Origin of the sequence: Hymenobacter saemangeumensis (assembly GCF_039541835.1) — a bacterium.
Taxonomy (GTDB): Bacteria; Bacteroidota; Bacteroidia; order Cytophagales; family Hymenobacteraceae; genus Hymenobacter; species Hymenobacter saemangeumensis.
Genome location: NZ_BAABGZ010000003.1, coordinates 15,093 through 40,948, shown reverse-complemented (window position 1 = coordinate 40,948; position 25,856 = coordinate 15,093). Strand labels below are relative to the sequence as shown.

At 65.0% G+C, this 25,856-nt stretch carries 21 protein-coding genes; 12 read left to right on the top strand and 9 right to left on the bottom strand.

Going from position 1 to position 25,856, the window contains the following annotated elements:
- Window positions 1-131: 131 nt before the first annotated feature.
- From ABD919_RS00340 to ABD919_RS00310, 7 genes are all read right to left on the bottom strand, one after another.
- Window positions 132-1,418 (bottom strand): metal-dependent hydrolase family protein, encoded by a 1,287-nt coding sequence (locus ABD919_RS00340; protein WP_345232732.1) that lies wholly within the window; start codon window positions 1,416-1,418, stop codon window positions 132-134.
- A 64-nt stretch (window positions 1,419-1,482) separates the two neighbouring features.
- Window positions 1,483-3,210 (bottom strand): FG-GAP repeat domain-containing protein, encoded by a 1,728-nt coding sequence (locus ABD919_RS00335; RefSeq protein ID WP_345232730.1) that lies wholly within the window; start codon window positions 3,208-3,210, stop codon window positions 1,483-1,485.
- Window positions 3,211-3,498: 288 nt separating this feature from the next.
- Entirely contained in the window at window positions 3,499-6,192 is a 2,694-nt protein-coding gene (locus ABD919_RS00330; protein WP_345232726.1) for an MGH1-like glycoside hydrolase domain-containing protein, read from the bottom strand.
- A 324-nt stretch (window positions 6,193-6,516) separates the two neighbouring features.
- Window positions 6,517-6,852 (bottom strand): hypothetical protein, encoded by a 336-nt coding sequence (locus ABD919_RS00325; RefSeq protein WP_345232724.1) that lies wholly within the window; start codon window positions 6,850-6,852, stop codon window positions 6,517-6,519.
- Between the two features lie 152 nt (window positions 6,853-7,004).
- Window positions 7,005-7,613 (bottom strand): helix-turn-helix domain-containing protein, encoded by a 609-nt coding sequence (locus ABD919_RS00320; RefSeq protein WP_345232722.1) that lies wholly within the window; start codon window positions 7,611-7,613, stop codon window positions 7,005-7,007.
- Window positions 7,610-7,987, bottom strand: a complete 378-nt coding sequence (locus ABD919_RS00315) for a cupredoxin domain-containing protein (protein ID WP_345232721.1) — start codon at window positions 7,985-7,987, stop codon at window positions 7,610-7,612. The genes ABD919_RS00320 and ABD919_RS00315 overlap by 4 nt, the downstream gene beginning before the upstream one ends.
- Before the next feature lie 366 nt (window positions 7,988-8,353).
- A complete protein-coding gene (locus ABD919_RS00310) occupies window positions 8,354-10,657 on the bottom strand; it encodes a heavy metal translocating P-type ATPase (protein ID WP_345232719.1) in 2,304 nt (767 codons plus the stop codon).
- Window positions 10,658-10,983: 326 nt separating this feature from the next.
- Between ABD919_RS00310 and ABD919_RS00305 the strand changes: the two genes are divergently transcribed.
- The 9 genes from ABD919_RS00305 (at window position 10,984) to ABD919_RS00265 (ending at window position 21,252) form a co-directional block, all read left to right on the top strand.
- Window positions 10,984-11,439 (top strand): hypothetical protein, encoded by a 456-nt coding sequence (locus ABD919_RS00305; protein WP_345232717.1) that lies wholly within the window; start codon window positions 10,984-10,986, stop codon window positions 11,437-11,439.
- 216 nt (window positions 11,440-11,655) lie between these two features.
- Window positions 11,656-12,582: a heavy metal-binding domain-containing protein gene (locus ABD919_RS00300; protein WP_345232715.1), complete on the top strand. Its 927-nt coding sequence runs from the start codon at window positions 11,656-11,658 to the stop codon at window positions 12,580-12,582.
- Between the two features lie 94 nt (window positions 12,583-12,676).
- Window positions 12,677-13,489 (top strand): DUF305 domain-containing protein, encoded by an 813-nt coding sequence (locus ABD919_RS00295; protein ID WP_345232714.1) that lies wholly within the window; start codon window positions 12,677-12,679, stop codon window positions 13,487-13,489.
- 192 nt (window positions 13,490-13,681) lie between these two features.
- The gene (locus tag ABD919_RS00290; RefSeq protein WP_345232712.1) at window positions 13,682-14,893 is read left to right on the top strand and encodes a TolC family protein; all 1,212 of its coding nucleotides are present in this window, start codon (window positions 13,682-13,684) and stop codon (window positions 14,891-14,893) included.
- A gap of 2 nt (window positions 14,894-14,895) precedes the next feature.
- The gene (locus ABD919_RS00285) at window positions 14,896-15,462 is read left to right on the top strand and encodes a hypothetical protein (RefSeq protein WP_345232711.1); all 567 of its coding nucleotides are present in this window, start codon (window positions 14,896-14,898) and stop codon (window positions 15,460-15,462) included.
- 83 nt (window positions 15,463-15,545) lie between these two features.
- Entirely contained in the window at window positions 15,546-16,670 is a 1,125-nt protein-coding gene (locus tag ABD919_RS00280; protein WP_345232709.1) for an efflux RND transporter periplasmic adaptor subunit, read from the top strand.
- Between the two features lie 168 nt (window positions 16,671-16,838).
- On the top strand, window positions 16,839-20,189 hold the full coding sequence (locus ABD919_RS00275) for an efflux RND transporter permease subunit (protein ID WP_345232707.1): 3,351 nt from the start codon (window positions 16,839-16,841) through the stop codon (window positions 20,187-20,189).
- Between the two features lie 80 nt (window positions 20,190-20,269).
- Window positions 20,270-20,911, top strand: a complete 642-nt coding sequence (locus ABD919_RS00270) for a hypothetical protein (RefSeq protein ID WP_345232706.1) — start codon at window positions 20,270-20,272, stop codon at window positions 20,909-20,911.
- 131 nt (window positions 20,912-21,042) lie between these two features.
- The gene (locus tag ABD919_RS00265; RefSeq protein WP_345232704.1) at window positions 21,043-21,252 is read left to right on the top strand and encodes a heavy-metal-associated domain-containing protein; all 210 of its coding nucleotides are present in this window, start codon (window positions 21,043-21,045) and stop codon (window positions 21,250-21,252) included.
- A gap of 191 nt (window positions 21,253-21,443) precedes the next feature.
- Here ABD919_RS00265 and ABD919_RS00260 read toward each other — a convergent pair whose 3' ends face one another.
- The gene (locus ABD919_RS00260; RefSeq protein ID WP_345232702.1) at window positions 21,444-22,865 is read right to left on the bottom strand and encodes a Glu/Leu/Phe/Val family dehydrogenase; all 1,422 of its coding nucleotides are present in this window, start codon (window positions 22,863-22,865) and stop codon (window positions 21,444-21,446) included.
- Between the two features lie 167 nt (window positions 22,866-23,032).
- On the opposite strand from ABD919_RS00260, the gene ABD919_RS00255 reads away from it, so the two are divergent.
- A complete protein-coding gene (locus tag ABD919_RS00255) occupies window positions 23,033-23,311 on the top strand; it encodes a hypothetical protein (RefSeq protein ID WP_345232700.1) in 279 nt (92 codons plus the stop codon).
- A gap of 231 nt (window positions 23,312-23,542) precedes the next feature.
- Window positions 23,543-24,010, top strand: a complete 468-nt coding sequence (locus ABD919_RS00250) for a hypothetical protein (protein WP_345232698.1) — start codon at window positions 23,543-23,545, stop codon at window positions 24,008-24,010.
- A gap of 140 nt (window positions 24,011-24,150) precedes the next feature.
- Here the strand turns inward: ABD919_RS00250 and ABD919_RS00245 are convergent, their stop codons facing one another.
- Window positions 24,151-25,041 (bottom strand): DNA/RNA non-specific endonuclease, encoded by an 891-nt coding sequence (locus ABD919_RS00245; RefSeq protein WP_345232696.1) that lies wholly within the window; start codon window positions 25,039-25,041, stop codon window positions 24,151-24,153.
- 167 nt (window positions 25,042-25,208) lie between these two features.
- Here ABD919_RS00245 and ABD919_RS00240 point away from each other — a divergent pair, with 167 nt between their 5' ends.
- Window positions 25,209-25,853, top strand: a complete 645-nt coding sequence (locus tag ABD919_RS00240) for a class I SAM-dependent methyltransferase (RefSeq protein ID WP_345232695.1) — start codon at window positions 25,209-25,211, stop codon at window positions 25,851-25,853.
- The last annotated feature ends 3 nt before the right edge of the window (window positions 25,854-25,856 follow it).

Genomic DNA, 25,856 nt, shown 5'->3' with positions numbered 1-25,856 from the left:
AAAAACCGGCTGCCTCTAACTAGAAACTGCCGGTTTTTCAGTGCTTAACGCAAGTGTCCGGCTAAGGTTAGCCGGGCTTTTGGATTCGCCTTTCTGGGCCGGTTGCCGTTGGGGCCCCGTGCCGGGGCTCGCTACGGCTGCCGGTACAGCACGCCGCCTTTGAGTACCAGCCGCACCTGGCGCAGGGCCCTTACATCCTGGGTGGGGTCGCCGGCCACGCCCACCAAGTCGGCCAGCAGGCCGGGGCGGATGCTGCCGCGGTCGGCCAGGTGGAAGAGGCGGGCGTTGTCGCTGGTGACGCCGCGCAGCACCTGCAGGGGCGTGAGGCCGTACTCCTGCACCAGCAGCTCCAGCTCGCGCACGTTTTCGCCGTGGGCGAACACGCCCGCGTCGCCGCCCATGGCCAGGGGCACGCCGGCTTTGATAGCGGCCTGCACGCTCTGCCGCTTCTGCCGGATGCGCTCCGGTGCGGGCTCGTCGGCCTTGCGCCAGCCGCGGTACCGGGCAATAGCGTCGGTGGCGGCCACGGTGGGGCAGAGGGCCACGCCGCGCTGCTTCATCAGCTGGAATACCTCGGGCGTGCCGCCGTCGCCGTGCTCAATGGTTTCGACGCCGGCCAGGGTGGCCATGCGCATGCCCTCGGGGGTGCCGGCGTGGGCCACCACGGGGCGGCCGGCGGCGTTGGCGGTTTTCACAATCAGGTTCAGCTCGTCCTGGGTAAAGGTGGGGCGGGAAGGCTCGTTGGCGCCCCAGCGGTAGTCGGCGTACACCTTAACCACATCGGCGCCCTTGCCGATTTGCTCGCGCACGGCCCGGATGATGCCGTCGTGCCCGTCGGCTTCCTGGGCGCCCTGGGGCACGTCCACGTCCACCGAAAGCTTGGGGCCGTAGCTGCCGGTAGCCACCAGCGCCCGGGTGGCTACCAGCAGACGCGGCCCGGGAATAATGCCCTGGTTGATGGCCTGCTTCAGGCCTACGTCGGCGTATCCTGCTCCTTCGGTGCCCAGGTCGCGGGCCGTGGTGAAGCCGGCCAGCAGGGTAGCCTGGGCGTGGGCCGTGGCCCGGGCCACCCGCAGCGCCTGTGACTCCAGCAGCACCTGGTCGTTCCACTGCGCTTCGTTGTAGGGATGCAGCAGCAGGTGGGAGTGGCCCTCAATCATGCCCGGCAGCAGCGTCAGTCCGGGCAGCTCCAGGGTGGTAGCACCGGCGGGCGCCGGCAGCTTGTCGGCCGGCCCCACGGCTTTTATCCGCTCGCCTTCTACCAGCACCACCCAGCCGGGGTGCAGGTCTTGCCCGTCGAACACGGCAGCGGGGCGCAGCAGGGTGATGCTGGGCGCAGTGGTTTGCGCCTGCAGGAAGTATAGAGGCAGTAAAGCAAAAGCCAGCAGGAAGCAGGCAAAGCGTAAAGGGAAACGCATCGGCTTAGTCGGAGGTAGACGTTGAGGTGCCTAAGCTACGGGAAGACGGGGCCTGGCAGCCGGCCTATTCCACTACCAGCCGACGTGTGGCCTGGATTTCGCCGGCCTGCACCTGCAGGGCGTAGAGGCCCGCGGCCAGGCCCAGCAGCCTCAGCTCGTGGCGCAGGCCGGTGGCGGGCAGGGCTACCGTCTCGCGGCTGACGGTGCGGCCCAGGGCGTCGCGCAGGGTGAGGGTGGCGTGGGTAGCGCCGGGCATTGGGGCCAGCGCCACCGTGGTAGCGGCGTGGGCGGGGTTAGGCAGCAGATGAAGCGCCTGCGCCAGCGTGGCGGCCGAGGTGCTGGTGGGGTTTTGCACGCTGAAGTAGCCGGCAGTGGTAGCGGCTCCGCTCGCTTTTTGTACGGTGATGGGGCCGGTAAGGGCCCCGGCGGGCACTACAATGTCACTAATGGAGGTGCCCGCCGCGTTCACCCTGAAGCCGCTGCTGACCGTGGCGTTGCTGCCGGTAAAGCGGATAAGCTGCGTTCCTGTCAGGTCGGCCCCGGTTAAGGTCATGCGGCTGCCAACGGACCCCACCGCGGGCAGCATGCCCGTGACGGTGGGCACGGGATTCACGGCCAGCAGCACCACTACTTCGTTTACCATTGCCAGCGCCGCCACCAGGTCGGGGCGGCCGTCGTTGTTCACGTCGCCCACGGCCACGGCGTAAGGGCGCTCGTTGTTATAAGTGGCGGTATGGTTGGTGGAATACACTGCCAGCGGCCCCAAGATGCCGCCCAGCCGCCCCGGCAGTATCCCCAGTTGTGTGGTGTTGGTATTGGCCACCACCACATCAAGCAAACCGTCGTTGTCGACGTCACCCAGCGTCATCCCCAGCCCCCCACCTCCGCAAGGATAGGCAGTGGCTGCTCCAAACCCGCCGCCAGCCTGCCCCAGCAGCACTCCTACCTGGGCGGCCCCTTGCCCGGCCACGACCAGGTCGAGCCGGCCATCGCCGCTGACGTCGCCCAGGGCCACATTGCGGGGCTGGCCAGCGAAGAGGTAGGTAGTGGGCGGGCCAAAACCGCCCGTTGATAAGGCCAGCAGCAGGGCCGCGCCGCCGTTGTTGCTGGCGGTGGTGGTGGCGATGTCGAGTCGGCCATCGCCGTTAACGTCGCCCAGCGCCAGGCCTTCGGGGCTGCTGCCAGGGCCGGTGGTGTAGCGAAGGGGAGCGGCAAAGACACCGCCCGGCTGCGCCATAAATACGTCCACCGCATTGTCAAATAGGCTGGTTGAAACGACATCCAACCGGCCGTCGCCGTTCATGTCCCCCAGGGCCAGCCCCCGAACGGTGACATTAAACATCACCGGCAAAGTGGTATAGGGCCCAAAGCCTCCGCCCGACAGGGCCGGCAACACCCCCACGCTGGGCAACCCGTAATAGGTGCTGGCCACGATGTCGGGACGGCCGTCGCCAGTGACGTCGCCCAGCGCCACTTTAAGGGCGCCGCTATTGGTGCCCGGACCAACGGCGTAAGTGGTGTAAGGGCCAAAACCGCCCCCGGCCAAGGCCAGCATTACCCCCACGCCGTCCTGTATGTCGGTCGTCACAATGTCGGGAAGCCCGTCGCCGTTCACGTCCCCCAGCTGCACCTCATTGGGGCCGGTATAGCCGCTCCCCAAGTTATTGTTCGTGTTGTATACGGCTATTGGGCCGAAGTCTTGTGCCCGTGCGGGCACAGGCAGCAAGGCCTGCAGGGCTACTGTGAACAACACCAAGCCGAAGCTGCGGGCGAAAAGGCGGGTCTGGTGCATATTAAACTAGGAAAATGCTGTGGCTGGCAGGTTTACAAGATAGCCTCGGTAAATATACCCGCTGCCGGTTTTCAAGGCGTCTGCTACCATTTACCACGCCCAAACCGGGCCAGACGCCGCGTCCGATGCCACTCCGCGTCGGCGAGAGGCATCCGACACCATGTCGGGAGGGTTTTGGCGACGAAGGCTACCCGTCGCCGGGTCCAACCTGGTTCGGCTGAGCAAATGGCAGCCGACATAAATTTGCTGACGCACCGTTAGGGCCCGGAGACGCGAAGGGGCGCGTCTCTACAGTCGTTCTGGTGCCATGGTGCTGCTGGAGAAGACAAAATGCTCCTTCCGTTGTTCTGAGGGGGCCCCCAGCAGCCGCACAATCAGCCCCGTCCAGCCGGTTTGGTGGCTGGCGCCGAGGCCCTGGCCGCTGTCGCCGTGGAAGTACTCGTAGAAGAGCAGGTAGTCTTTGAAGTGGGGGTCGGTTTGCAGCAGGGCGTTGTCGCCGAAGGCCGGGCGCTGGCCCTGCTCGTCGCGGCGAAACAGGGCGGCGAGGCGGCCGGCCAGGGCCGTGGCCACCTCATCCAGGGTGCACTGCTGGCCCGAGCCGCTGGGGTACTCCACCGTGAAGCTGTCGCCGTAGTAGTAGTGAAAGCGCTGCAGCGACTCAATGATGAGGTAGTTAATAGGAAACCACACCGGCCCGCGCCAGTTGGAGTTGCCGCCGAACATCGACGAGTCCGATTCGCCCGGCACGTAGCTCACGCTGAAGTCGGTGGTAGGCGTATGGAACACGTAGGGGTGCTCCAGGTGGTAGCGCGATAGTGCCCGGATGCCGTAGTCGGACAGGAATTCTTCCTCGTCCAGCATGCGCTGCAGCAGGTGCTTGAGGCGGTCGGGGCGCAGCAGTGACAGCAGGTGGTGCTCGCCCTTGGCCGCAGGCCACTTCGAGATAAGGGCCGCCAGCTGGGGCCGGTTTTCCAGCAGCCAGCTTACGCGGTGGCTGAACTCGGGCATGGCCTGCAGCAGCTCCTCATCGAGCACTTCCACGGCAAAGAGCGGAATCAAACCTACGATGGAGCGCACCTTGAGCTTGGTGCGGCGGTCGTCGGGCGTGTGTAGCACGTCGTAGTAGAACTGGTCTTCTTCGTCCCAGAGGTTGAAGTTGCCGTCGCCGCTGCGGGTCATGGCGTCGGCGATGTAGAGAAAGTGCTCGAAGAACTTGCCGGCAATTTCCTGGTACACGGGGTTGGTGCGGGCCAGCTCCAGGGCCATGCGCATGAGGTTGAGGGCGTACATGGCCATCCAGCTGGTGCCGTCGCTCTGCTCGATGGTGCCGCCGGTGGGCAGGGGGGCGCTGCGGTCGAACACGCCGATGTTGTCCAGCCCCAGGAAGCCGCCCTCGAAGATGTTGCGGTTGCTTTTGTCCTTGTGGTTTACCCACCAGGTAAAGTTGAGGGTGAGCTTGTGGAAGACCGACTCCAGGAAGTAGGTGTCGCCCTGGCCGTTGTTGCGCTTTTTGTCCATCTGGTACACGCGCCAGGTGGCCCAGGCGTGCACGGGCGGGTTCACGTCGCTCAGGTTCCACTCGTAGGCCGGCAGCTGCCCGCTGGGGTGCATGTACCAGTCGCGGGTGAGCAGGCGCAGCTGGCTTTTGGCAAACTCGGCATCCACCATGGCCAGCGGAATGCAGTGAAAAGCCAGGTCCCAGGCCGCGTACCAGGGGTACTCCCACTTGTCGGGCATGGAGATGATGTCGGCGTTGTAGAGGTGGCGCCACTCGCTGTTGCGGCCTTTGTCGCGGCCGGGCGGTGGGGGCAGCACGGCCGGGTCGCCGTCGAGCCACTGGGCCATGTCGTAGTAGTAGTACTGCTTGCTCCAGAGCATGCCCGCGAAGGCCTGGCGCTGAATGCGGCGGTCGTCGGCATCGGCCAGGTCCTGCTGCAGGCAGTCGTAGAACGCGTCGGCCTCCTGCTGGCGCCGGGTCAGCAGCTCCTCAAAGTCCTGGAAGGGGGCGCCATGCGTCTCCCTGCTCAGGCGCAGGCGCACGGTGGCGCTGCCGCCCGCCACAATGCTGAAGGCGTACTGCACAGCGGCCTTGGTGCCTTTGCAGGCCGGGTTGATGGCCGCGGCATCGCCCTCCACCACGTAGTCGTTGATGCCGTCCTTGAAGTAGCGTCCCTGGCTGGGCAGGCCATACAGCCTGGGGCCGTTGGTGTCGTTGTCGCAGAAGAGCAGGGGCGGGGGCAGGCCGGGCAGGCCGTGGTCGCAGTAGAGGTGGTAGCTGCCCAGCTCGCGGTGCTCGGCTTCGAGGCGGCCGGGGCCGGTGGCGCGCAGCTGGGGCCGGTAGTCGTCGAGGCCCCAGGCCCAGGTGTTGCGAAACCAGAGCTGGGGCAGCACCTGCAGGCGGGCCGTGGCCGGGCCGCGGTTGTGGGCCGTAATCTGGATGAGCAGGTCGTCGGGGCCGGCTTTGGCGTATTCCACAAACACGTCGAAATAGCGCCCTTCGTCGAAGATGCCGGTGTCGAGCAGCTCGTACTCCGGCTCCTGCCGGCTGCGGCGGGCACTTTCGGCCACCAGCTGCTCGTAGGGGAAAGCCTGCTGCGGGTACTTGTACAGCATCTTCATGTAGGAGTGCGTGGGCGTGCTGTCGAGGTAGTAGTAGTGCTCCTTCACGTCCTCGCCGTGGTTGCCCTGGCCGTTGGTGAGGCCGTAGAGCCGCTCCTTCAGCATCTCATCCTGCCCGTTCCACAGGGCCAGGCCAAAGCACAGGCGCTGGCGGTGGTCGCAGATGCCGGCCAGGCCTTCCTCGCCCCAGCGGTAGGCCCGGCTGCGGGCCATGTGGTGGGTAATGAAGTCCCAGGCGTTGCCGTCGGCCGAGTAGTCTTCGCGCACCGTGCCCCACTGCCGCTCGGTGAGGTAGGGGCCAAATTTTTTCCAGGCAGCGTTGCCGGCGGTGGTATCAGAAAGTCGAAGTTGTTCCTGTGTCATCAATAGAAATAGCCAAAAGGCCATGCCGTGCAGGCCCGCGCGGGGCGGGCCTGCCGCATGGGCAGAATAGAATAGTATAAAAAATCAGCCTTGCCCGGCTGGGGTCAAGGCCGCTGGGCTGAGCGCCGGCCGAAGGCCGCGGCACTCGTAAAGGGGCAGGAAAGAAGGGGAATAGTCAGGTTCGTTCATAGTCCTGCAAACGCGCGCTGGCCCGTGGTGTTACAAATGCCGAGCTTAAGGCCCTGGGCGGCAGCGCGGCCCAATCGTTTGCAATGCGGCCTGCAGCCGGTAGCGGGCCACAATAAAAAAACTGCCCGGGAAAGCTTACGGCAGCAAGCTGGGCCGCAGCCACTGCATGGCCTCGCCCTCGTTGTTGAACAGGTCGATGTCGTAATGCTGGCTCGGGGCCTGCGACAGCGCTACAAACTTTTTCTGGTCGGGGTCGGTGCGGTAGATTTCGCTCATGGCCGGCGAGCTGAGCACCGCCAGGCGCAGGCGGCGGGGCGCTAGCCGGCTGGCTGCCTGGGGATAAAACGTGCTGCTGCACCACGCGCTGAGCTCCACGGTTACCGTATCCCGGCGGCGCACATCGAATAGCCAGTCGCTGGCGCCGAAGGTTTTCGCCGCTGCTAGCATCTGAGCAGAATCGGCCTGCACCACTTCCAGCGGGGCATGCGTGTGTCAGCGCACAACCATCATCTGCAAGTCCGGGCGGAAGTAAGCTGTGCGCGTCTTAAGTTCAATGGGAGCCGGCATGAGCTAAAAGCACAGGGGGGGCAACAACTACCCAAGCGCCGGGCCCGGCGGCAGGCCTAGCCAAGGTTGTCCAGGGGCAGGCGGCCGGCCTGGCCGGGGCCCAGCTGCTGGAACTCGGTGGGAGAGAGGCCCGTCACCTGCCGGAACTGGTTGGTGAGGTAGGCTGCGCTGCTGTAGCCCAGCTGCCGGGCTACCTCGGCCACCGTGGCCTGCTGGTAGCTGAGCAGCTCCTTGGCCCGCTCCACCTTCTGGCGGATGATGTACTTCTCCAGGGTGAGGCCTTCCAGGGCCGAAAAAGCCTGCGAGAGCTGGTGGTAGTCGCGCCCCAGCCGCTGACTCAGGTACACGGAAAAGTTCTGCCGAAGCTCGGCGGCCGGCGTGTAATGAATCAGCTCCACCACAATGGCTTTTATCTGCTCCACCAGCTGCCGGGTCGGGTCGTCGACCAGCTCAAAGCCGCCCGCCTGCAGGGCCGCCTGCACGGCGGGGCGGTCGGGCACCGGGCCAGCTACGTCGGCCGCGCCCAGCACCACCTGGCGCAGGGGCAGGCCCAGCTGCGTCAGGGTGCGCTCCACGGCTTCCACGCAGCGGGCGCACACCATGTTGCGGATGATGAGGCGGGTGCTATCCGGCGCGGGCGGGGCTAAAGGGGCGGTGGGGTTCATACGACGACAATGCTGCCCCGCAGCATGTGCATGCCGCAGGTAAACTCAAATTTACCGGCCTGCTGCGGCAGAAACTCCACCGCCGTGGTCTGGAACGCCGGCAGCTCCCGCCGTATCTGGAAGTCGGGCAGCAGCAGCTCTTCCGAGCAGCTGCTTTCCTCGTCGCGGTAGAAGTTGAGCTGCACGGGCTGGCCCTTCTTCACCTCAATCACATCGGGCGAGTAGCCGCCTTTCACGGTAATATCGACCTGCTGCACGCCGGTGGCGGAGGAAACGGCGCTGGCTACCTGGTGCGGCGCAAAAAAGAAAAACCAGACGACGAAGGCGATAAGAGCCAGGCCGAGGATGGTTACGAGAAGCTGGGAGGTGTCCATTTTTTTTTTAATTAAAAATTAAAAATTATGAATTAAAAATTGACGGCAGGGCCGGGTGATAACCTGTATTATTATATTTCTTGTGGAGGAGCTTTTTTGATGGAAGTCATGGCTTTGAAGCAGTTTAGTAAGTGTCAAAACCCAATCTTAACCGTCATGCTGAGCGCAGCGCAGCGCAGCGCAGGCTAAGCATCTCTACCACGAGAGTAAACCCTTTTTAAGGAGAATTACTGCCGCCGGCAAGATGCTTAGCCTGCGCTCAGCATGACGTTCTTTCCGTGACGTTCTAATGACTTCCACAAAGCTTCTTTATGACGGATTAAAGGACTCATTGCCGGCTCATTTTCAATTTTTAATTCATAATTTTTAATTGACAGAAAAGCCGCGCAGGCGCAGCGAGTTGGTCAGTACCGACACCGAGCTCAGGGCCATGGCGGCGGCGGCCAGCATGGGCGAGAGCAGCCAGCCGGTGAAGGGGTAGAGCAGGCCGGCGGCAATGGGAATGCCCAGCACGTTGTAGATAAAGGCGAAGAACAGGTTCTGGCGGATGGTGCGCATGGTGTGGCGCGACAGTGCGATGGCCGTCACCACGCCCATCAGGTCGGCCCGCATGAGGGTGATGGCGGCGGCTTCCATGGCCACGTCGGTGCCGGTGGCCATGGCCAGGCCCACATCGGCCCGGGCCAGGGCCGGCGCGTCGTTGATGCCGTCGCCCACCATGGCCACGCGGCGGCCTTCGGCCTGCAGCTCCTGCACCTTGCCGGTCTTGTCCTGGGGCAGCACCTCGGCAAAAAAGCGGCTGATGCCCACCTGCCGGGCTACTTCGGCGGCGGTCTGGGGGTTGTCGCCGGTCATCATCACCACTTCCAGGCCCTGGCGCTGCAGCTCCTTAATGGCCGCGGCTGAAGTGTCGCGCAGGGTGTCGGCCACGCCGAGCAGGGCGGCAGGCTGGCCGTCCACGGCGGCGTAGAGCACGGTTTTGGCCTGGGCCAGCAGCGGGGCGGCGGCCTGTTCCAGGGCGGGGGTAATGGCCACGCCATTCTCCCGCAGCAGGCGCCGGTTGCCGATGAGTATGCTGCGCCCCTCGACGCTGGCTTTGGCACCCTGGCCTTCTACGGCCTGGAAGCTGCTGGCGGTAAGCTGGCTGCTTTGCTGCTCGTCGGCATAGCGTACCACGGCGGCGGCCAGCGGGTGCTCGCTCTGCCGCTCCACGGCGGCCAGCAGGGGCAGCAGTTCGGTGGCGGCAAGGCCGGGTAGGGGCAGGAAGTCGGTTACGGCGGGCTCGCCGCGGGTAATGGTGCCGGTTTTGTCGAGCAGCACGGTGTCGACCTGGTAGGCTTTTTCCAGGGCTTCGGCGTTGCGAATCAGCACGCCGTGCTCGGCGCCTTTGCCGGTGCCCACCATGATGGCCGTGGGCGTGGCCAGCCCCAGGGCGCAGGGGCAGGCAATGATGAGCACGGCCACGAAGTTGACCAGGGCCAGGGGCAGGCGGGTGGCTTCCGGGGCGAAGTCGAACCACAGTACAAAGGTGAGGATGGCAATAATCACCACCACCGGCACGAATACGGCGCTGACCTTGTCGGCCAGGCGCTGAATGGGGGCGCGGCTGCCCTGGGCTTCGCTCACCAGCTTCACAATCTGGGCCAGCATGGTTTCGGCCCCCACCTTGGTCACGCGGAAGCGGAAGGAGCCGGTTTTGTTAAGCGTGGCGCCATACACCGGGTCGCCGGCTTTCTTTTCCACCGGCAGGCTCTCGCCGGTGAGCATGGACTCGTCCACGGCCGAGTGACCGGCCTCCATCACCCCATCGGTCGCTACTTTCTCGCCGGGGCGCACCACCACCAGGTCGTTGAGCTGTACCTGCTCGATGGGAATGTCTACTTCCTGCCCGCCGCGCAGCACGCGGGCCGTGCGGGCCTGCAGCCCCAGCAGCGCCTTTATGGCGGCCGAGGTGCGCGTCTTGGCCCGCGCTTCCAGCACCTTGCCCAGCAGGATGAGGGCAATGATGGTGGCCGTGGTGTCGTAGTACACCTCGGCCGCGATGCCGCGGCTGGTAAGCCAGCCGGGGACGATGGTAGCCACCAGGCTGAAAGCGAAGGCCGCGCCGGTGCCCACGGCAATGAGGGTGTCCATGCTGGCCGTGCGGTGGCGCAGCCCGTTCCAGGCCGAGACGTAGAACTCGCGCCCGCTGTAGAAAATGACGGGCAGGGTGAGCGCCAGCAGCACGTAGTTCAGCACCGGCATGGAGATGCGCTGCATCAGGGCCGGCCATAGCATGAGCATAGACAGCGGCATGATGACAGCGGCAAGGGCCGTGGCCACCCAGAAGCGGCGGCGCAGGCGGGCGTAGGCCAGGGCTTTGCGGGCTTCCAGCTCGTCGTCGCTGGCCAGGGGGCTGGCGGCGGCCGGCTGGGCGGTTTCGGCCACGCCGTAGCCGGCCTGCTCCACGGCGGCTTTCAGGCCGGCGCGGTTTATCTGGGCGGGCACGAAGTCGATGGTGGCTTTCTCGGTGGCCAGGTTCACCACGGCGCGCTGCACGCCGGGCGTGCGGCTGAGGGCGCGCTCCACGAAGTTGGAGCAGGAGGCGCAGGTCATGCCCTCAATGTTAAGGGTGGCCGTTTCGGTGGCCGCAGGGGCGGCCGTCTCGGGGGCAGTGGGCGTTGGTTTCATGAGCAGGCGGCCGGGAGGCCGGTTGGGTAAGTGCTTATTCAACGACAAAGGAAGCGGACGGGTGCCCCGGTACTGGTGCGCAATTCCAGCCTGGAGTTGTAAGATTTGTCGGGCCCTGGCAAGCGCCGGGCAAAGGGGGGCATAATTCAGCCAGCGGCTTGCAACATTTCTGAGGCCGGATGACCGCGCCAGGGCGCTAATGCCCGGAAAAACACGCGGCTGGCCCTTTTTTCTCTTTGCAGTTGGTCAAGGCGTGGTGCCGTGCGCCAGTCAAGCCAATTGACGGGAAAGAACTCCGTCCCTACTTTTGTCGTTCGCAAATCCCTATGTTCCGACTTTCTCCCATAACCAAGCGTACGACGGCCTCGCTGCTGCTAGTGGTGTTTCTGCACCTGCTGGCCAAGCAATGCCTGTGCCTGGCCATGGGAGTACCCGTCGGCAATGCCCAAGCCGTAGCCGCCAAAAGCACCGCGCCCGACCCGCACGCCTGCTGCAAGAAGCTGGGCAAGGAGCAGAAGAGCCGCAGCACCAAGCCCATGCCTGCGAGCGAGAAGCCCGACGACTGCTGCAAGCATAAATCGGTGGTGCTGAAGTCGGTGGACGCGCCCACGGGCAAGCAGCTGGACGCGCCCGCGCTGCTTAGCCTGCCGCCGGCACAGAGCTTCACCTTTGCCCGCTTTGTGGCCTGGGATGCCTCGGCCCCGGTTACGCTGGTGCCCCCGCAGCACCTGCCCCCCAAAATCCCCGACTTACGGGTTTTCCTCCGGTCCCTGACCGTCTAGTCGTGCGTGCCTGCTAAGGTCTGCGCCGCTTCCCCGTGGGGAAGGGGCCGGGCCTTTTTGTTTGGCCCTGCCCCCGACCTGGCCCGCCTGCGTTTGTGGCGACGGGCCCCTGCCGACCAATAAGTTAGCCGAGCAGGTGTTCTGCTTCCGCCAGAGCAGCCTGCCTTATCTGCGCCAGCCTCGGCCCCCTCTGCGGGAACCATCATCAAAAAAAACATGAAATCCATCTCAATCCTCACCCTGGCTGCGGCCACGGTTCTTTCCTTCGCTTCCTGCTCTTCCGACAACAAAAAGGCCGATGAGGCCACTGCTGCCGACGCGGCCCACAGCGGCGCCCACACCTACACCTGCCCCATGCACCCGGAGGTGGTGAGCGACAAGCCCGGCGACTGCCCCAAGTGCGGCATGCACCTCGAGCACACCGACGGCGCCGTGAGCAACGGCAAAACCTACAGCATGGCCTTCAGCACGACGCCGGCTCAGCTCACGGCAGGCCAAGCGGCTACGCTGTCGTTTCAGCCCCAGGAGCAAAACAATACCGCGGCCCCGGTGCCGCTGGCCGTGGTGCACGAAAAGAAAATCCACCTCATCATCGTGAGCAAGGATTTGTCGGAGTTCTACCACGAGCACCCGGAGTTCAAGGCCTCGGGCCGCTACGACGTGCCGTTTACTTTTAAGAGCGGCGGCGACTACGTACTGTACCAGGACTACCAGCCCGAGGGCGCCGGCCACCAGCTGGGGCGCCAGGACGTAAGCGTGGCCGGCCCGAAAAAGGCGGCGGTGAAGTTCTCGGCCGACCAGCTGCAGTGGAGCAAGAACGGCTACCAGGCCACGCTCAGCTTCAGCAAGCCGGCCCAGGTGGGACAGTCGCTGGCCCTTGCCGTCACGCTAAGCCGCAACGGCCAGCCGGTGACCGACCTGGAGAACTACCTCGGGGCCCTGGGCCACATGGTGGTCATCAGCGAAGACACCAAGCAGTACCTGCACGTACACCCCCAGGACCAGGCCGACAAAGGCCCGAAAATCGGCTTCCAGACCATGTTCGAGCAGGCCGGCCGCTACCGCGTATTCCTGCAGTTCAACCACGGCGGGCAAATTCATACCGCCGACTTCACTGTAAATGTGGCCCCGGCTACGGTGTAGCTTAAGCCGCTAGCCGGCGCGGCTTCGTATCCATTCCGGTGCTGCCCGCGTCGGCGCCTTTTCTTATTACCCCCAACATCTAAACTCTGAACCCATGAAAGCCCCGTTCTTTCTTTCCCTGGCCCTGGCGGCCTCCTTGCTCAGCAGCTGCGGCGAGCAGAAGCCCATCCGCGAATCCAATGAGCCGGCCAGCGCCGAAACCGAAGCCACCATCGACTCGGCCCATCAGCACCACATGGAGCACGGCGCGGGCGCCGCGGCCGGCAGCAGCCTTACCGGCGCCATGGCCAAGATGATGCAGGACATGCACGACTTCAAGGCCAACGGCAACACCGACCACGACTTCGCCCACATGATGATGGCCCACCACCAGGGCGCCGTGGAGATGTCGGAAGTCTTGCTGCGCGAGGGCAAGGACCCCGCCCTCAAGGGCATCGCCCAGAAGATTCTCGACGACCAGAAACAGGAAATTAGCGCCCTGAATGCCGCGGCCGAGCGCCTGGACGCGGCCGCGAAGAACTACGAGCCTACCAATGCCAGCGACAAGTACCAGCAGCGCATGACGGCCTCCATGAAGGTGATGATGCAGCCCGTTACGCCCACCGGCGACGTCGACAAAGACTATGCGCTGATGATGATTCCCCATCACCAGAGCGCCGTCGACATGGCCCAGGCCGTGATTGACCTGGGCAAGGACGCTCAGGTGAAGAAAATGGCCCAGACCATGATTCAGGAGCAGAAAAAGGAGATTGCGCAGTTCCAGGCCTGGCTTAAGCAGCACGGCGGCGACCAGGCCGCGCAGGCTACAAGCGCCGTGTACGAGTGCCCCATGGCCTGCGAGGGCAGCAAGAGCACCAAGCCCGGCAAGTGCCCGGTGTGCGGCATGAACCTGGAAAAGAAAGGGTAAGACTGCTTAGTTGTCAGTTGTTGGTTGTCAGTTGTCAGGGATGTTCTGACGGCTGCCTGGCTAGCGCAGGCTGACAAATCAACTTGCTCTGGCAGCGGCCTTTCCAGGACAAGCGCCAAATAGAGCCTTGCCTTGGCGGCAGCATCTCCAGAACAAGCTGACAACTGACAACGAACAACTGTCAACTAAAGAATGAAACGAATTCTGATAGCCGGCTTGCTGCTGGCACTGGGGCTGGGCCCGGCCGGGGCTCAGCAGCTGGTGCTGCCCCTGGACAGCGTGCTGACCGGCGCGCTGCGGGCCAGTCCTTTGCTGCGGCAGTCGGGCGAGGAGCGGCGCGAGCAGGAGGCCCTGCGGCGCGGCTCCTTCTCGCTGCTCAACCCGGGGCTGACCGTGGAAAGCCCCACCGGGGAGTTTTTCACCCTGGGCGTGCAGCAGCTGTTCGACTTTCCGACCGTGTACACGCGGCAGGCCCGGGTAGGCCGGGCGCAGGTAGAGCTGGCCGACCGCAGCCTGGCCGTGGCGCGGGCCGGCGTGCGGCGCGACGTGCGGCTGGCTTACCTGGCGCTGCAGGTGGCCGAGGCCCGGCAGCAGCAGCTGCGCAGCCAGGACAGCCTGCTGCGTACCCTGGCTACGGCCTCGGAGCGGCTGTTTGCGGCGGGGGAGGTCGACTACCTGCAGCGGGTGAGCACGGCGGCGGAGTCGCGCCAGGCCAGCAACCGCGTGCAGCAGGCCGAGGCCGACCGCCGCGCCGCCCAGCGCCGCCTGGGTTTGCTGCTGGGCCGCCCCACCGCCGACCTGGCCACCGGCACCGACCTGAGCCGGCCGGCCAACCTGCCCAGCCAGGCCCCGCTGGCCCTCATCGACGTGGCCGACACGGCCCAGCTGCGCGGCAGCCCGCAGTGGGCCCTGTACACCCAGAACATCGAGGTGAGCCGTCAGAACCTGCGCCTGGCCCGGGCCCGCAACCTGCCCGGCCTCAGCCTGGGCTACATCAACCAGGGGCCGCGTGAAACGCCGCAGATTCAGCGGCTGCAGGCGGGCCTCACGCTGCCGGTGTTCTTCTTTCTGAACCGCAGCCGCACCCAGGCCGCCGAGGCCCGGCTGCGGGCCGCTACCGCCCAGCGCGAGGCGGCGGCCCTGGAGCAAAACAGCCAGTACCAGCAGGCCCTGGCCGACGCTCGGAAGTTTGGGGCCAGCCTGCGCTACTACCAGGAAACCGGCCTGCCCCAGGCCGTTACCATCATCCGCACCGCCCAGCGCCTGTTTCAGGCGGGGGAAGTGAGCTACTACCTGTTTGTGCAGAGCGTCAACCAGGCCTTCCAGATTCGCACCGACTACCTCGACGCCGTGCGCGGCTACCAGGAAGCCCTTATTCAACTCAACTACCTGCAAGGCCAATGAACATGCGCTTTCTCTTGCTGATGCTGCTGACTTTTCTGCTGACGGGTGGCCCCGTGCTGGCCCACGGCGGCGAAGACCACGGCGCCGAAGCCAAGCCCAGCGGCGCGGCCGGCCCCAGCTACTTCTCCACCTTCGCCGCCTCCGAGCAGTTTGAGCTGCTGCTGCGCTACGAGCCCCTGAAGCCCGGCGAGCCGGCCCACCTGCGCCTGTTTATCGCCGACTTCGCTACCAACGCCCCCATTCGCGGCGCGAAGCTGGCCCTGACCGTGCCCGAAGACAATACCGTGAAGCTGACGGCTACCGAGCGCGGCCCCGGCGAATACCTCATCGAGGGGAGCTTCCCGAAAAAGCAGGCTTACAGCATGACCGTTACCCTCAGCGCCGGCGAGCAGGCCGACCTGCTGCTGCTCAAAGGCATTGATGTAGGCAAGGAGCTGCCCCACGACGAGCACGAAGACGCCGCCCAGCCCTGGCTGACCTGGAAAACCGGTCTGCTGCTGGCCGGCATGTTCCTGGCCGGCATGGGGCTGACGGCCTTGCTGATGCGGAGGAGAGACGCCGGAATTTAGACATTAGACATGAGACGTTAGACATGAGAAAGTTCTTCTGTCAGAACGATTCTAACGTCTCACGTCTAAAAACACATCCTACTATGACAACCGCCACCAAAGCTCTAACCGCACTTGCCCTCACCGGCCTGCTGGCCACGCTCTTGCCCACGCCCCGGCCCCTTGCCGCCCACGGGGGCGACGACCACGGCGCCGCGGCCAAGCCGGCCGCCAGCGGCGGGGCCCCCGACGAGGTGCTGATGCCCAAGGAAAGCCAGTTTCTCTTTGAAATCCGCACCCAGCGGGTGCAGACCGACACCTTGCTCACCCGCAGCACCCTGCTGGGGCAGGTGACGGCCGCCCCCGGCGGGGAGGGCCGCATCGTGGCGCCCCAGACCGGCCGCCTGGCCAGCGTGAGCGTGCGCGTAGGCCAGCAGGTGCAGGCCGGGCAGGTGCTGGCCGTGCTCGACCAGACCCTGGCCGCCACCGAGCAGATTGGCCTGGCCACAGAGCGCGCCAACGCCCAGGCCGAGCTGCGCGCCGCCGAGCAGGACTACCGCCGCCTGCAAAGCATTGCCGACATCGCCGCCCGCAAAGACGTGGTAGCCGCCGAGCTGCGCCTGCGCCAGGCCCGGCAGAACGTGGCCATTCAAACCCAGCAGGCCGGCCGCCGCGTCACGCTCACGGCGCCTGTCAGCGGCACCGTCGACGTGTTCACCCTGGCGCCGGGCCAGCAGGTAAACCAGGGCGACGAGCTGATGCGCGTCATCAACCCCAGCAAGCTCTACGTGCAGGCCCAGGTGTTTGCCGCCGACCTGAGCACGGTGGGGGAGGCCGCCCGCTTCGTGGTGGAAGGCCTGCAGGGCGAAGGCGCGGTGCCCGCCCGCCTGGTGTCGTTCAGCAACGTGGTAAACCCCGTGAACCAGGCCCGGCAGCTGATTCTGGCAGTGGACGGCCGCACCGCGCTGCGCCCCGGCCAGAGCGTGAACGTGCGCGTGCAAACCAGCGGCGGCAAGGCTCAGCTGACGGTGCCCACCGCGGCCGTCACCGACATCAACGGCAAGCCAGCGGTGTTTGTGCATACTGCGCCCGAGGTATTCAAGCTGCGCTTCGTGCAGCCCGGGCCGGCCGATGCGCAGCAGACGGCCTTCCTGGGCGGCCTGCAGCCCGGCGAGCGGGTGGTAACCCAGCACGCCTACCAGCTCAAGTCAGTGTACTTAAGTCAATAGAAGGCTGGAGTTAAAAGTTGAGAGTTAAAAGTTAAAACTCCATCAACTCCATTAGCTCCATCAGCCTCCGGCAGTTCTTTTAACTCTTCACTTTTAACGAAAACCGCCTGCGCTGCCGTGGCTCCCCCTCTCCCGAAGGGGAGGGGGCCGGGGGGTGGGGTGTCATCCATGCTCGACCGAATAATCCGATTTTCCCTCGAAAACCGGCTGCTCACGCTGGCTTTTGCGCTGGCCCTGCTCATTGCCGGGTTCAGCACCCTGCGCGGCCTGCCCGTCGACGTGCTGCCCGACCTCGACCGGCCCCGCGTGACGGTGTTCCTCGAAGCCCAGGGCATGGCCCCTGAGGAAGTGGAAGCCCTGGTAACGCGCCCCGTCGAAACCTCCCTCAACGGCGCCACCGCCGTGGAAGCCGTGCGCTCCAACTCCACCGTGGGCCTGGGCATGGTGTTCGTGGAGTTCAACTACGGCACCGACATCTTCACCGCCCGCCAGATTGTGGCCGAAAAGCTGCAAACTGTGCAAGGCCAGCTCGCGCCCGGCATCACGCCGGTGCTCGGCCCCATCTCCTCGGTTATGGGCCAGATAATGCTGGTCGGCATGTCGTCTTCAGTGAACAGTGAACAGTTGACAGTTAACAGTGAACAGTTAACAGTTAACAATGAGCAATTAGCAATGAACAATGGGCAGCCAGCCCCAGGCAGCCCTCAGGCAAAAACAGAAGAAAAGTCGCCAGGCTCCCCCTCCCAGCAGGATTCCGCGCATCAAGCGGCGAAGGGGTCGGGGGGTGGGGCTACTTCCTCCGCCGACCTCCGCACCCTGGCCGACTACACCGTGCGCCAGCGCCTGCTCAGCATTCCCGGCGTGGCCCAGGTGATTCCCATTGGCGGGGAGCAGCGCCAGTACCAGGTGCTGGTCGACCTGCCCCGGCTGAACGCGGCCGGCCTCACCATCAACCAGCTGGAGGAGAGCCTGCGCCAGAGCAACCTCAACACCACCGGCAACTTCTTCGACCGCAACGGCTCGGAGGTACTAATTCGCAACCTGGGCCGCCTGCGCTCGGTGGAAGACATTGAGAACATCGTGGTGGGCTACCGCGAAGGCTCGCCCGTGACGGTGAAGCAGGTGGCTACGGTGCAGTTCGGGGCCCGCTTCAAGCGCGGCGACGGCAGCGTGAACGGCCGCCCGGCCGTTATCCTCAGCATTGAGAAGCAGCCCGGCACCGGCACCCAGGAATTGACGCGGCAGGTAGAGGAAGCCCTGAAAGACCTGCAGCCCTCGCTGCCGAAGGACGTGCAGTTCAACACCCGCCTGTTTCAGCAGGCCGAGTTCATCAACGCCTCGCTCACCAACGTGGAGGAGGCCCTGCGCGACGGCGCCATCCTGGTCGTCATCGTGCTGTTTGCCTTCCTGCTGAACGTGCGCACCACGCTGATTTCGCTCACGGCCATTCCGCTGTCGCTGCTGGTCACGGCCCTGGTGTTTCGGGCGGCGGGCATCAGCATCAACACGCTCACGCTGGGCGGGCTGGCCATTGCCATCGGCGAGCTGGTCGACGACGCCATCGTGGACGTGGAAAACGTGTACCGCCGCCTGCGCGAAAACCAGGGGCTGCCCCAGCCCCGGCCGGTGCTGCAGGTGATTTACGAGGCCAGCTCCGAGGTGCGCAACTCCATTGTGTACGCCACCATCATCGTGGTGCTGGTGTTTATCCCGCTGTTTGCCCTCTCGGGCATGGAGGGCCGCATCTTCGCGCCGCTGGGCGTGGCCTACATCACCAGCATCGTGGCCTCGCTGTTTGTGTCGCTCACCGTTACGCCGGTGCTGTGCTATTACTTATTGCCCAAGCTGAAGCTGAAAGCTGAGGAAGACACCCGCCTGGTGCGCTGGCTGAAGGCGCGTGATACGCGGCTGCTGCACTTCTCCTTCGCGCATCCGAAGGTGATTCTGGGGCTGACGGGCCTGCTGTTCGTGGCCGCGCTGGCCGCGGTGCCCTTCTTCGGCACCGAGTTCCTGCCACCCTTCAACGAAGGCTCGCTCACGGTCAACTTCTCGGCTCCGGCCGGCACCTCCCTGGCCGAGTCGAACCGCCTGGGCACCCTGGCCGAGCGGCAGATGCTGGCCGTGCCCGAGGTGGCCTACACCGCCCGCCGCACCGGCCGCGCCGAGCTCGACGAGCACGCCGAGTCCGTCAACAACTCCGAGATTGACGTGACCTTCAAAACCGACGAGGAGCTGGCGGCTGAGAAGCGGGAGCGCCGCCCCAAGGACGAAATCCTGGCCGACCTGCGCCAGCGCCTGAGCCTGCTGCAGGGCGTGAGCATCAACATCGGCCAGCCCATCTCGCACCGGCTCGACCACCTGCTGAGCGGGGTGCGGGCCCAGGTGGCCATCAAAGTGTTCGGCAACGACCTGCTGGAGCTGCGCCACTACGCCGACGACATCCGGCGGGTGGCGGCCGGCGTGCCCGGCGTGGTCGACCTGCAGGTGGAAAAGCAGGTGCAGGTGCCGCAGCTGCTCATCAAGCCCCGCGACGAGGCCATCCGGGCCTACGGCCTGGCCCGGGGCGAGGTGGTGCGCGACCTGGAAACCCTGTTCCAGGGCGCCGTGGTATCGCGCATCCTGCAGGGCCAGCAGAGCTTCGACCTCATCGTGAAGCTGCCCGAAGCCCAGCGCCAGGACTTAAGCCAGATTGCCGAAACCCGCCTCGAAACGCCCGGCGGCGGCTTTATCCCGGTGAAGGCCATTGCCGACGTGAGCTACGAGCCCGGCCCCAACACCATCAACCACGAAAACACCCAGCGCCGCATCACGCTCTCGCTCAATGTGGCCGGCCGCGACCTGGGCTCCACGGTGAAGGAGCTGCGCCAGCGCGTGCAGGAGCAGGTGAAGCTGCCCGCCGGCTACTACCTCACCTACGGCGGGCAGTTTGAAAGCCAGCAAACCGCCAGCTCCCGCATCCTCTGGCTGAGCATCTTCTCCTTTATCGGCATCTTCCTGGTGCTGTTCTCGCACTTCCGCTCCAGCCTCATGGTGGGGCAGATTATGCTCAACATCCCGCTGGCCCTGATTGGCTCGGTGGCGGCGGTGCTGCTCACGGGCGGCACGCTCAGCATTGCCTCGCTGGTGGGCTTTATCACCCTCACCGGCATTGCCTCGCGCAACGGCATCATGATGATTTCGCACTACATCCACCTCGTGGAAAAGGAAGGCGAAGCCTTCTCCGACCACATGATAGTGCGCGGCTCCCTGGAGCGCCTGGTGCCTGTGCTGATGACGGCCCTGGTAGCCGCCCTGGCCCTGATTCCGCTGACCCTGGCCAAGGATGCGCCGGGCAAGGAAATTCTCTACCCCGTGGCTACGGTCATTCTGGGCGGCCTGCTGTCCAGCACCCTGCTCGACATGGTGGTGACGCCGCTGGTGTTCCGGCTGGTGGGCCGCCGGGCGCTGGCACAGTACTTCAAAAGCCAACAGGGCGGCGGGCTGGTGAGCCCCGGGGCGCCGACACCACAAATTCTGTAAGCGCCCGGCGCAATTCTGTACCGCATTGGCTGGCCGTACCGGGTACTTTTGTGTTCTTATTGTAGCTCTATAGCTCCGCAATGACGCTCTCCCCCGGTTTTCGCAAGCTGCTGCTCACGGCCCACCTCACGTTTTCGGTGGGCTGGCTGGGGGCCGTGCTGGTGTTCCTGGCTTTGGCCCTGGCCGGCCTGCGCAGCCCCGATGCCCAGCTGGTGCGCGCGGCCTACCAGGCCATGGAGCTGAGCGCCTTTTTCGTGATTGTGCCCGCCAGCCTGGGCGCCCTGCTCACCGGCGTAGCCCAGGCCCTGGGCACCCACTGGGGCCTGTTCCGGCACTACTGGGTGCTGGTGAAGCTGGTGCTGACGGTGGCGGCCACGGCCCTGCTGCTGCTGCACCTGCGGCCCATCGGCTTCCTGGCTGGCGTGGTGAGCAGCGGCGGAATGCTGCCTGCCCTGCACCGGGGGCTGCGCCTGCAAATGGTACTTGATGCCGGCGCCGCGGCCCTGCTGCTGCTCGGGTTGGTGCTCATCTCGGTGTACCGCCCCTGGGGCCGCACACCGTTTGGCCGGCCCCGGCAGCCGGCGCCGCCGTCCCACAGCCCGGCCGGGCCGGCAGCCGACGCCCGCTGGGGCACCGGGGGCTACGTGCTGGCCGCTCTGCTGCTCCTGCTGGGGCTGGTAATTCTAAAGCATCTGTTGGGCGGCGGCCTGCGCCATCACTAGCAGGTGCCTGCGCTTCCATCGTACAAGGGGGACGCTCTCTCCGAATCCGCCTTCTTTTTTCTGCACCAGGCCCCGTCGTTAATTGTTCCTTCCTCAACCGCGCCTTGCCGGGCGCCCTAGCCTATTATCTCATGAAAACCCTGAAGTTCAAAACCAACATCAACTGCGGCAACTGCATCCGCGCCGTCACGCCCACGCTCAACGAGCAGGTGGGCGCCGGCAACTGGCAGGTAGACACTGCCAATCCCGACAAGATTCTGACCATTAATTCCGATTCGGTTGATACCGAAAAGGTGAAGGCCGCCGTGAAGGAAGCCGGGTTTGAGATTCAGCCGGCGTAACCCCACCCCCGGCCCCTCCCCTCCGGGAGAGGGGAGCCAGACGACTTTTAACTTGCTAATTCCAATAAAAAGCCCCGCAGCAACTGCTACGGGGCTTTTTATTGGAATTCATCTTGCTGTGAGCACCGCCTTTTCAAAACTGGCTCCCCTCCCCCGGAGGGGAGGGGCCGGGGGTGGGGTTTCCGTGGGGCTTACGGGAAAATCCCCAGCGACTGGTAGCTGACGCCAATCTTCTCGATGGCGCTGTAAAAGGCGGCGGTGCGCATATCCTCAATCCCTTTTACCTGGTTCATCACCCCGCGGATTTCGTGGTAAGCCACAATCATGGTGTCTTCCAGGCCGGAGCGTACCAGGCTGATTTCGTCGGAGCCGCGCACAATGAGGTCGCGCTCCTGGGCGCTGATGCTCTTGCCGGTGGTTTGCTCGATGGTGCTGACGAGGCGGCGCAGGGAAGCTTCCTCGGCCCGCTTGCCCATGCGGCCGAAGCGCACGTTGGACAGGTTTTTCAGCCACTCGAAGTAGGACACCGTCACGCCGCCGGCGTTGAGGTAGAGGTCGGGCAAAATGATGATGCCGCGCTCTAGCAGCACTTTTTCCGCGTCGCGGGTTACCGGGCCGTTGGCCCCCTCGGCTACTACTTTGGCTTGAATGCGGGCCGCGTTGCCTTCGTGAATCTGGTTTTCGAGGGCGGCGGGCAGCAGCACGTCGCACTCGTATTCAAGCAGCTTGAACGAGTCGGCCACATCCTCGGCGCCGGGGAAGTGCAGGATGGAGCCGCTGTCCTGGCGGTGCTTGAACACGGCCGCCACGTCCAGCCCGTCGGCGTGGAAGATGCCGCCTTCGCGCTCGGCAATGCCGACAATCAGGGCGCCTTCCTGCTGCAGGAAGTGGGCGGCGTAGTAGCCCACATTGCCCAGGCCCTGCACAATGATGCGCTTGCCGGCCAGGCCGCTGCTCAGCTTCATCCGCTTCAGCATGTCGCCGTCTTCAAACAGCTCGCGCAGGCCGAAGAACACGCCCAGGCCGGTGGCCTCGGTGCGCCCCCGGATGCCGCCCTGGCCCACGGGCTTGCCCGTGACGCAGCCCAGGGCGTTGGTGTCGCCGAACTTAAACGCCAGGTAGGTGTCGGCAATCCAGGCCATCTCGCGGCTGCCGGTGCCGTAGTCGGGCGCGGGCACGTCCATGCCCGGGCCGATGAGGTTTTTCTTAATCAGCTCGCTGGCGTAGCGCCGCGTCACACGCTCCAGCAGCTCCACCGAGCTGGTGCGGGGGTTGATTTTGACGCCGCCCTTGGCCCCGCCGAAGGGCACGTCCACCAGCGCGCACTTAAAGGTCATGAGCGTAGCCAGGGCTTTCACCTCGTCCTCATCCACGTACATGCTGTAGCGGATGCCGCCCTTGCTGGGCAGCTTGTGGTGGCTGTGCTGCACCCGAATGCCCTCAAACACCTGCACATGGCCGTCGACCTCAACCGGGAAGTTGACCTTGTAGATGCTGTTGCAGGCCTTAATCTGGCCCAGAATACCGGGGTCGAGCTTGGAGAACCGGGCGGCCTGGTCGTAAAACTGCAGCACGCTGTCGTAAAAGTCTTTTCCCTGAATTGGCTGGCTCATCGGTGCAGAGGTGTAAGTGAATGATGCAATTCATAACGGCAAACTTTCCGGCGCAGTTGTGCCCAGGGCCGCCGGGCTGCGGCCTGCAGGAGCCATAAGATATATCCGTAATGGACATGGGCCGTACATACGGGGGTAAAGTGCTTCTCTCACTTGCTTTCTTGCTCATGAATACCTTCTCTCGCGCTTCCCTGCTGTTGCTTCTGGCCCTGGCCGGCAGCTGTCAATCCAACAACGACGCGGCCACTGTTGCCGCCGACCTCAACTCCTCCAACCCGGCCGTAGTGGAGCAGGCCCGGCGGGTGCAGCTGCTGGAAGGCCAGATAAAGCAGCAGGAGGCCGTCATTGAAGCCGAGAAAACCAAGCTGGAGGCCATGCAGCAGCAGCTGGCCGGCGTGCGCCAGACGCTGGAAGGCGTGAAAAAGGAAGACCGGGCCGCGCAATAGCGGGTAGCTGTCCTTAGAGCGGTTTCGAGTCAGTGGATTTGTAGCGTGGACTCTGTGAGTCCGCGCGTAGGAAGGTTCACACGCGCGAACTCACAGAGTCCACGCTACACCCACCGCGAAACTGCGCTAGCTGGGCAGTTAGGCCAGGGCGGTGCGGGCCGCAAAGTAGGCTGCGCCTGCTTTATTTTGCGGGCACACTATCCGGGCTTTGGCCCCTTAGCCCTGCATTGCATGAACCAAGCGCACCTGCACCAGCTGCTCAACCATTCGCCCATTCTCGCCAGCCTGTTCGGCCTCGTGGTGCTGCTCATTGCCCTGCTGAAGGGCAATGCCGTGCTCACCCGCACCGGGCTGGTAACCCTGCTGGTGGCGGCCCTGCTGGCCGTGCCGGTGCAGCTCACGGGCGAAGGCGCCGAAGAAATTGTGGAAGACCGGCCCGGCGTCACGCACGCGCTGATTCACGCGCACGAGGAAGCGGCCGAAGCGGCTTTCTGGGCCATTGAAGTAACCGGTGCCCTGGCCATGCTGAGCTTGCTGATGCTGGGCCGGCAGGCCAGCCGGGCCGGCCTGCTAAGCAAGCTGACCCTGGCAGGCGCGCTGCTCAGCTTTGGCCTGCTGGCCCGCGCCGGCAACCTGGGCGGTCAGATTATGCACCCCGAAACGCGCCACGACGTGGTGTCGGACACGCTGGGGCACTAGCATAGTGAGCGCAGTTTCCAAGTCAGTGGACCGGGTTAAAAGTTTAGAGTTAAAAGTTGAAAATCCTCCTCCCCTGGTTTTAACTCTGAACGTTTAACTTTTAACTCCTTCCAACAGGATACTTCAACCCGGAAACCGCGCTAGTTGGTGGGGCCGTTGTCGGTGCGCGCTTCCACCACTTGCTGCACGGCAGTGGGCACTGCCGACAGTATATCATAGCCGGTAGCCGCCTCAATGGCATCCACTGAGGTGCGGTACGTGCCCCAGCTGGTGTTCAGCGCATTGTCGTTGGGCGTGTCGATGGCAATTATGCGGGTGGCGGTGCTGACCCGGGCGGCATCGTCGTTGCCCAGGGGCAGCACCACCACCACTTTCCAGCAGCGGGCCGGCACCGTAATGCGGCCCTGGTCTATGGTCGTTTGAAACCCCATGGAGCCGGTGCCGCCGCGACCGTAGCTGCCGCAGATGATGTACAGCTCATTGCCCTGGCTTACCAGGGTGCGGCAGTAGTCTTCCAGGCTGGCCCAGGTTTGCTGGTTGTTGCGCGGGGCCTGGGGCATCATGTTGGTCATCAGAAACGTGACCGAGTTATCGGCCGCGGTGCGGGTGCGGTCGGCGCTGGGGCAGTTGTGGCCCCGGTCGAAGCCCGAGCCGGTGTAGCTGCCGGCTCCCGGCCGGTACCAGCCGGCGGGAAGGTCGGGGTTGGGGCGGAAGTCGTCCTGCCGGGGGGCGCTGCCCAGCCACTCCGGGCTCAGGTGCCAGCTTACCCAGTTGGGCTTGCCCTGGTCGCGGTGGTAAGACAAGGCAAACTGGGGCTTGGATAGCAGGTAGTTGGCTGGCTGGGTTGCGTCCGTAGTAGCGCCGCTGGGGTTGCCCAGCGTCAGGTGCTCGGGCAGGACGGGCGCCGCCGGCGCGGGCGGGGCCGGGTCTTTGCGGCAGGCGCCGGTCAGCAGGGTCAGTACCAGCAGCAAGGGGTAGGCCAGGTGCCTGGTGGGCCGGGCCGCACGGGCTTGATAGGAGGGATTATGCATTTTCAGGGGGTAAGTGCAGGTATTGACCCAGCGGGCCGGCTCGCAGCGCTGCTCGCCACTACGAGACTAGTGGCAGCAGGTGTTCGGGAAAGGCGAGGCTGTGGGCTGGGAAAACCCGGTAGAGGGAGCCCGGTGGTTTGCCGAAAAGCCATTTTATTAGCGGCATCATGGAAAGCCCACAACCCGAACCAGCCCCGCTTCCTGCCGCTGCTGCGCCGCTGGAGGCGGAGCGCCAGCGCTGGAACCAGGCCTTGCTGGACCCGCAGTGGCGGGCCAGCCGCTTCAACGCCGCGCCCAACGCCCTGCTCGTGGAAGCCGTGGCCGGGCTGCCGGCCGGCTCGGCCCTGGATATCAACATGGGCGAAGGCCGCAATGCCCTGTACCTGGCGCAGCAGGGCTGGCAGGTAACGGGCGTCGACATTGCCGACCAGGCCCTGGCCTTCGCCCGGCAGCGGGCCCAGGAGCTGGGGGTGAGCATCAGCACCCACGCCCAGGACCTGCAAACCTTCGACTGGGGCCGCGGGCAGTGGGACCTGCTGGTGCTGTGCTATGCCGACGAGCAGGACCACGCCCGGCAGGTGGCGGCCGCCCTGCGCCCCGGCGGGCTGGTGGTATTCGAAAACTTCCACCGCGACGTAAACCAGGCCTGGGGCGAAAAGCTGGGCCGCGAGATAGGCTTTACCAGCAGCGAGCTGCGCGACCGGTACGTGCAGGCCGGGTTTGAGATTGTGCGCTACGAGGAGCCAGTGGCCGTGGCCGACTTCACCCGGGAAACCCAGCGGCTGGTGCGGCTGCTGGCCCGCCGGCGCTAAAGC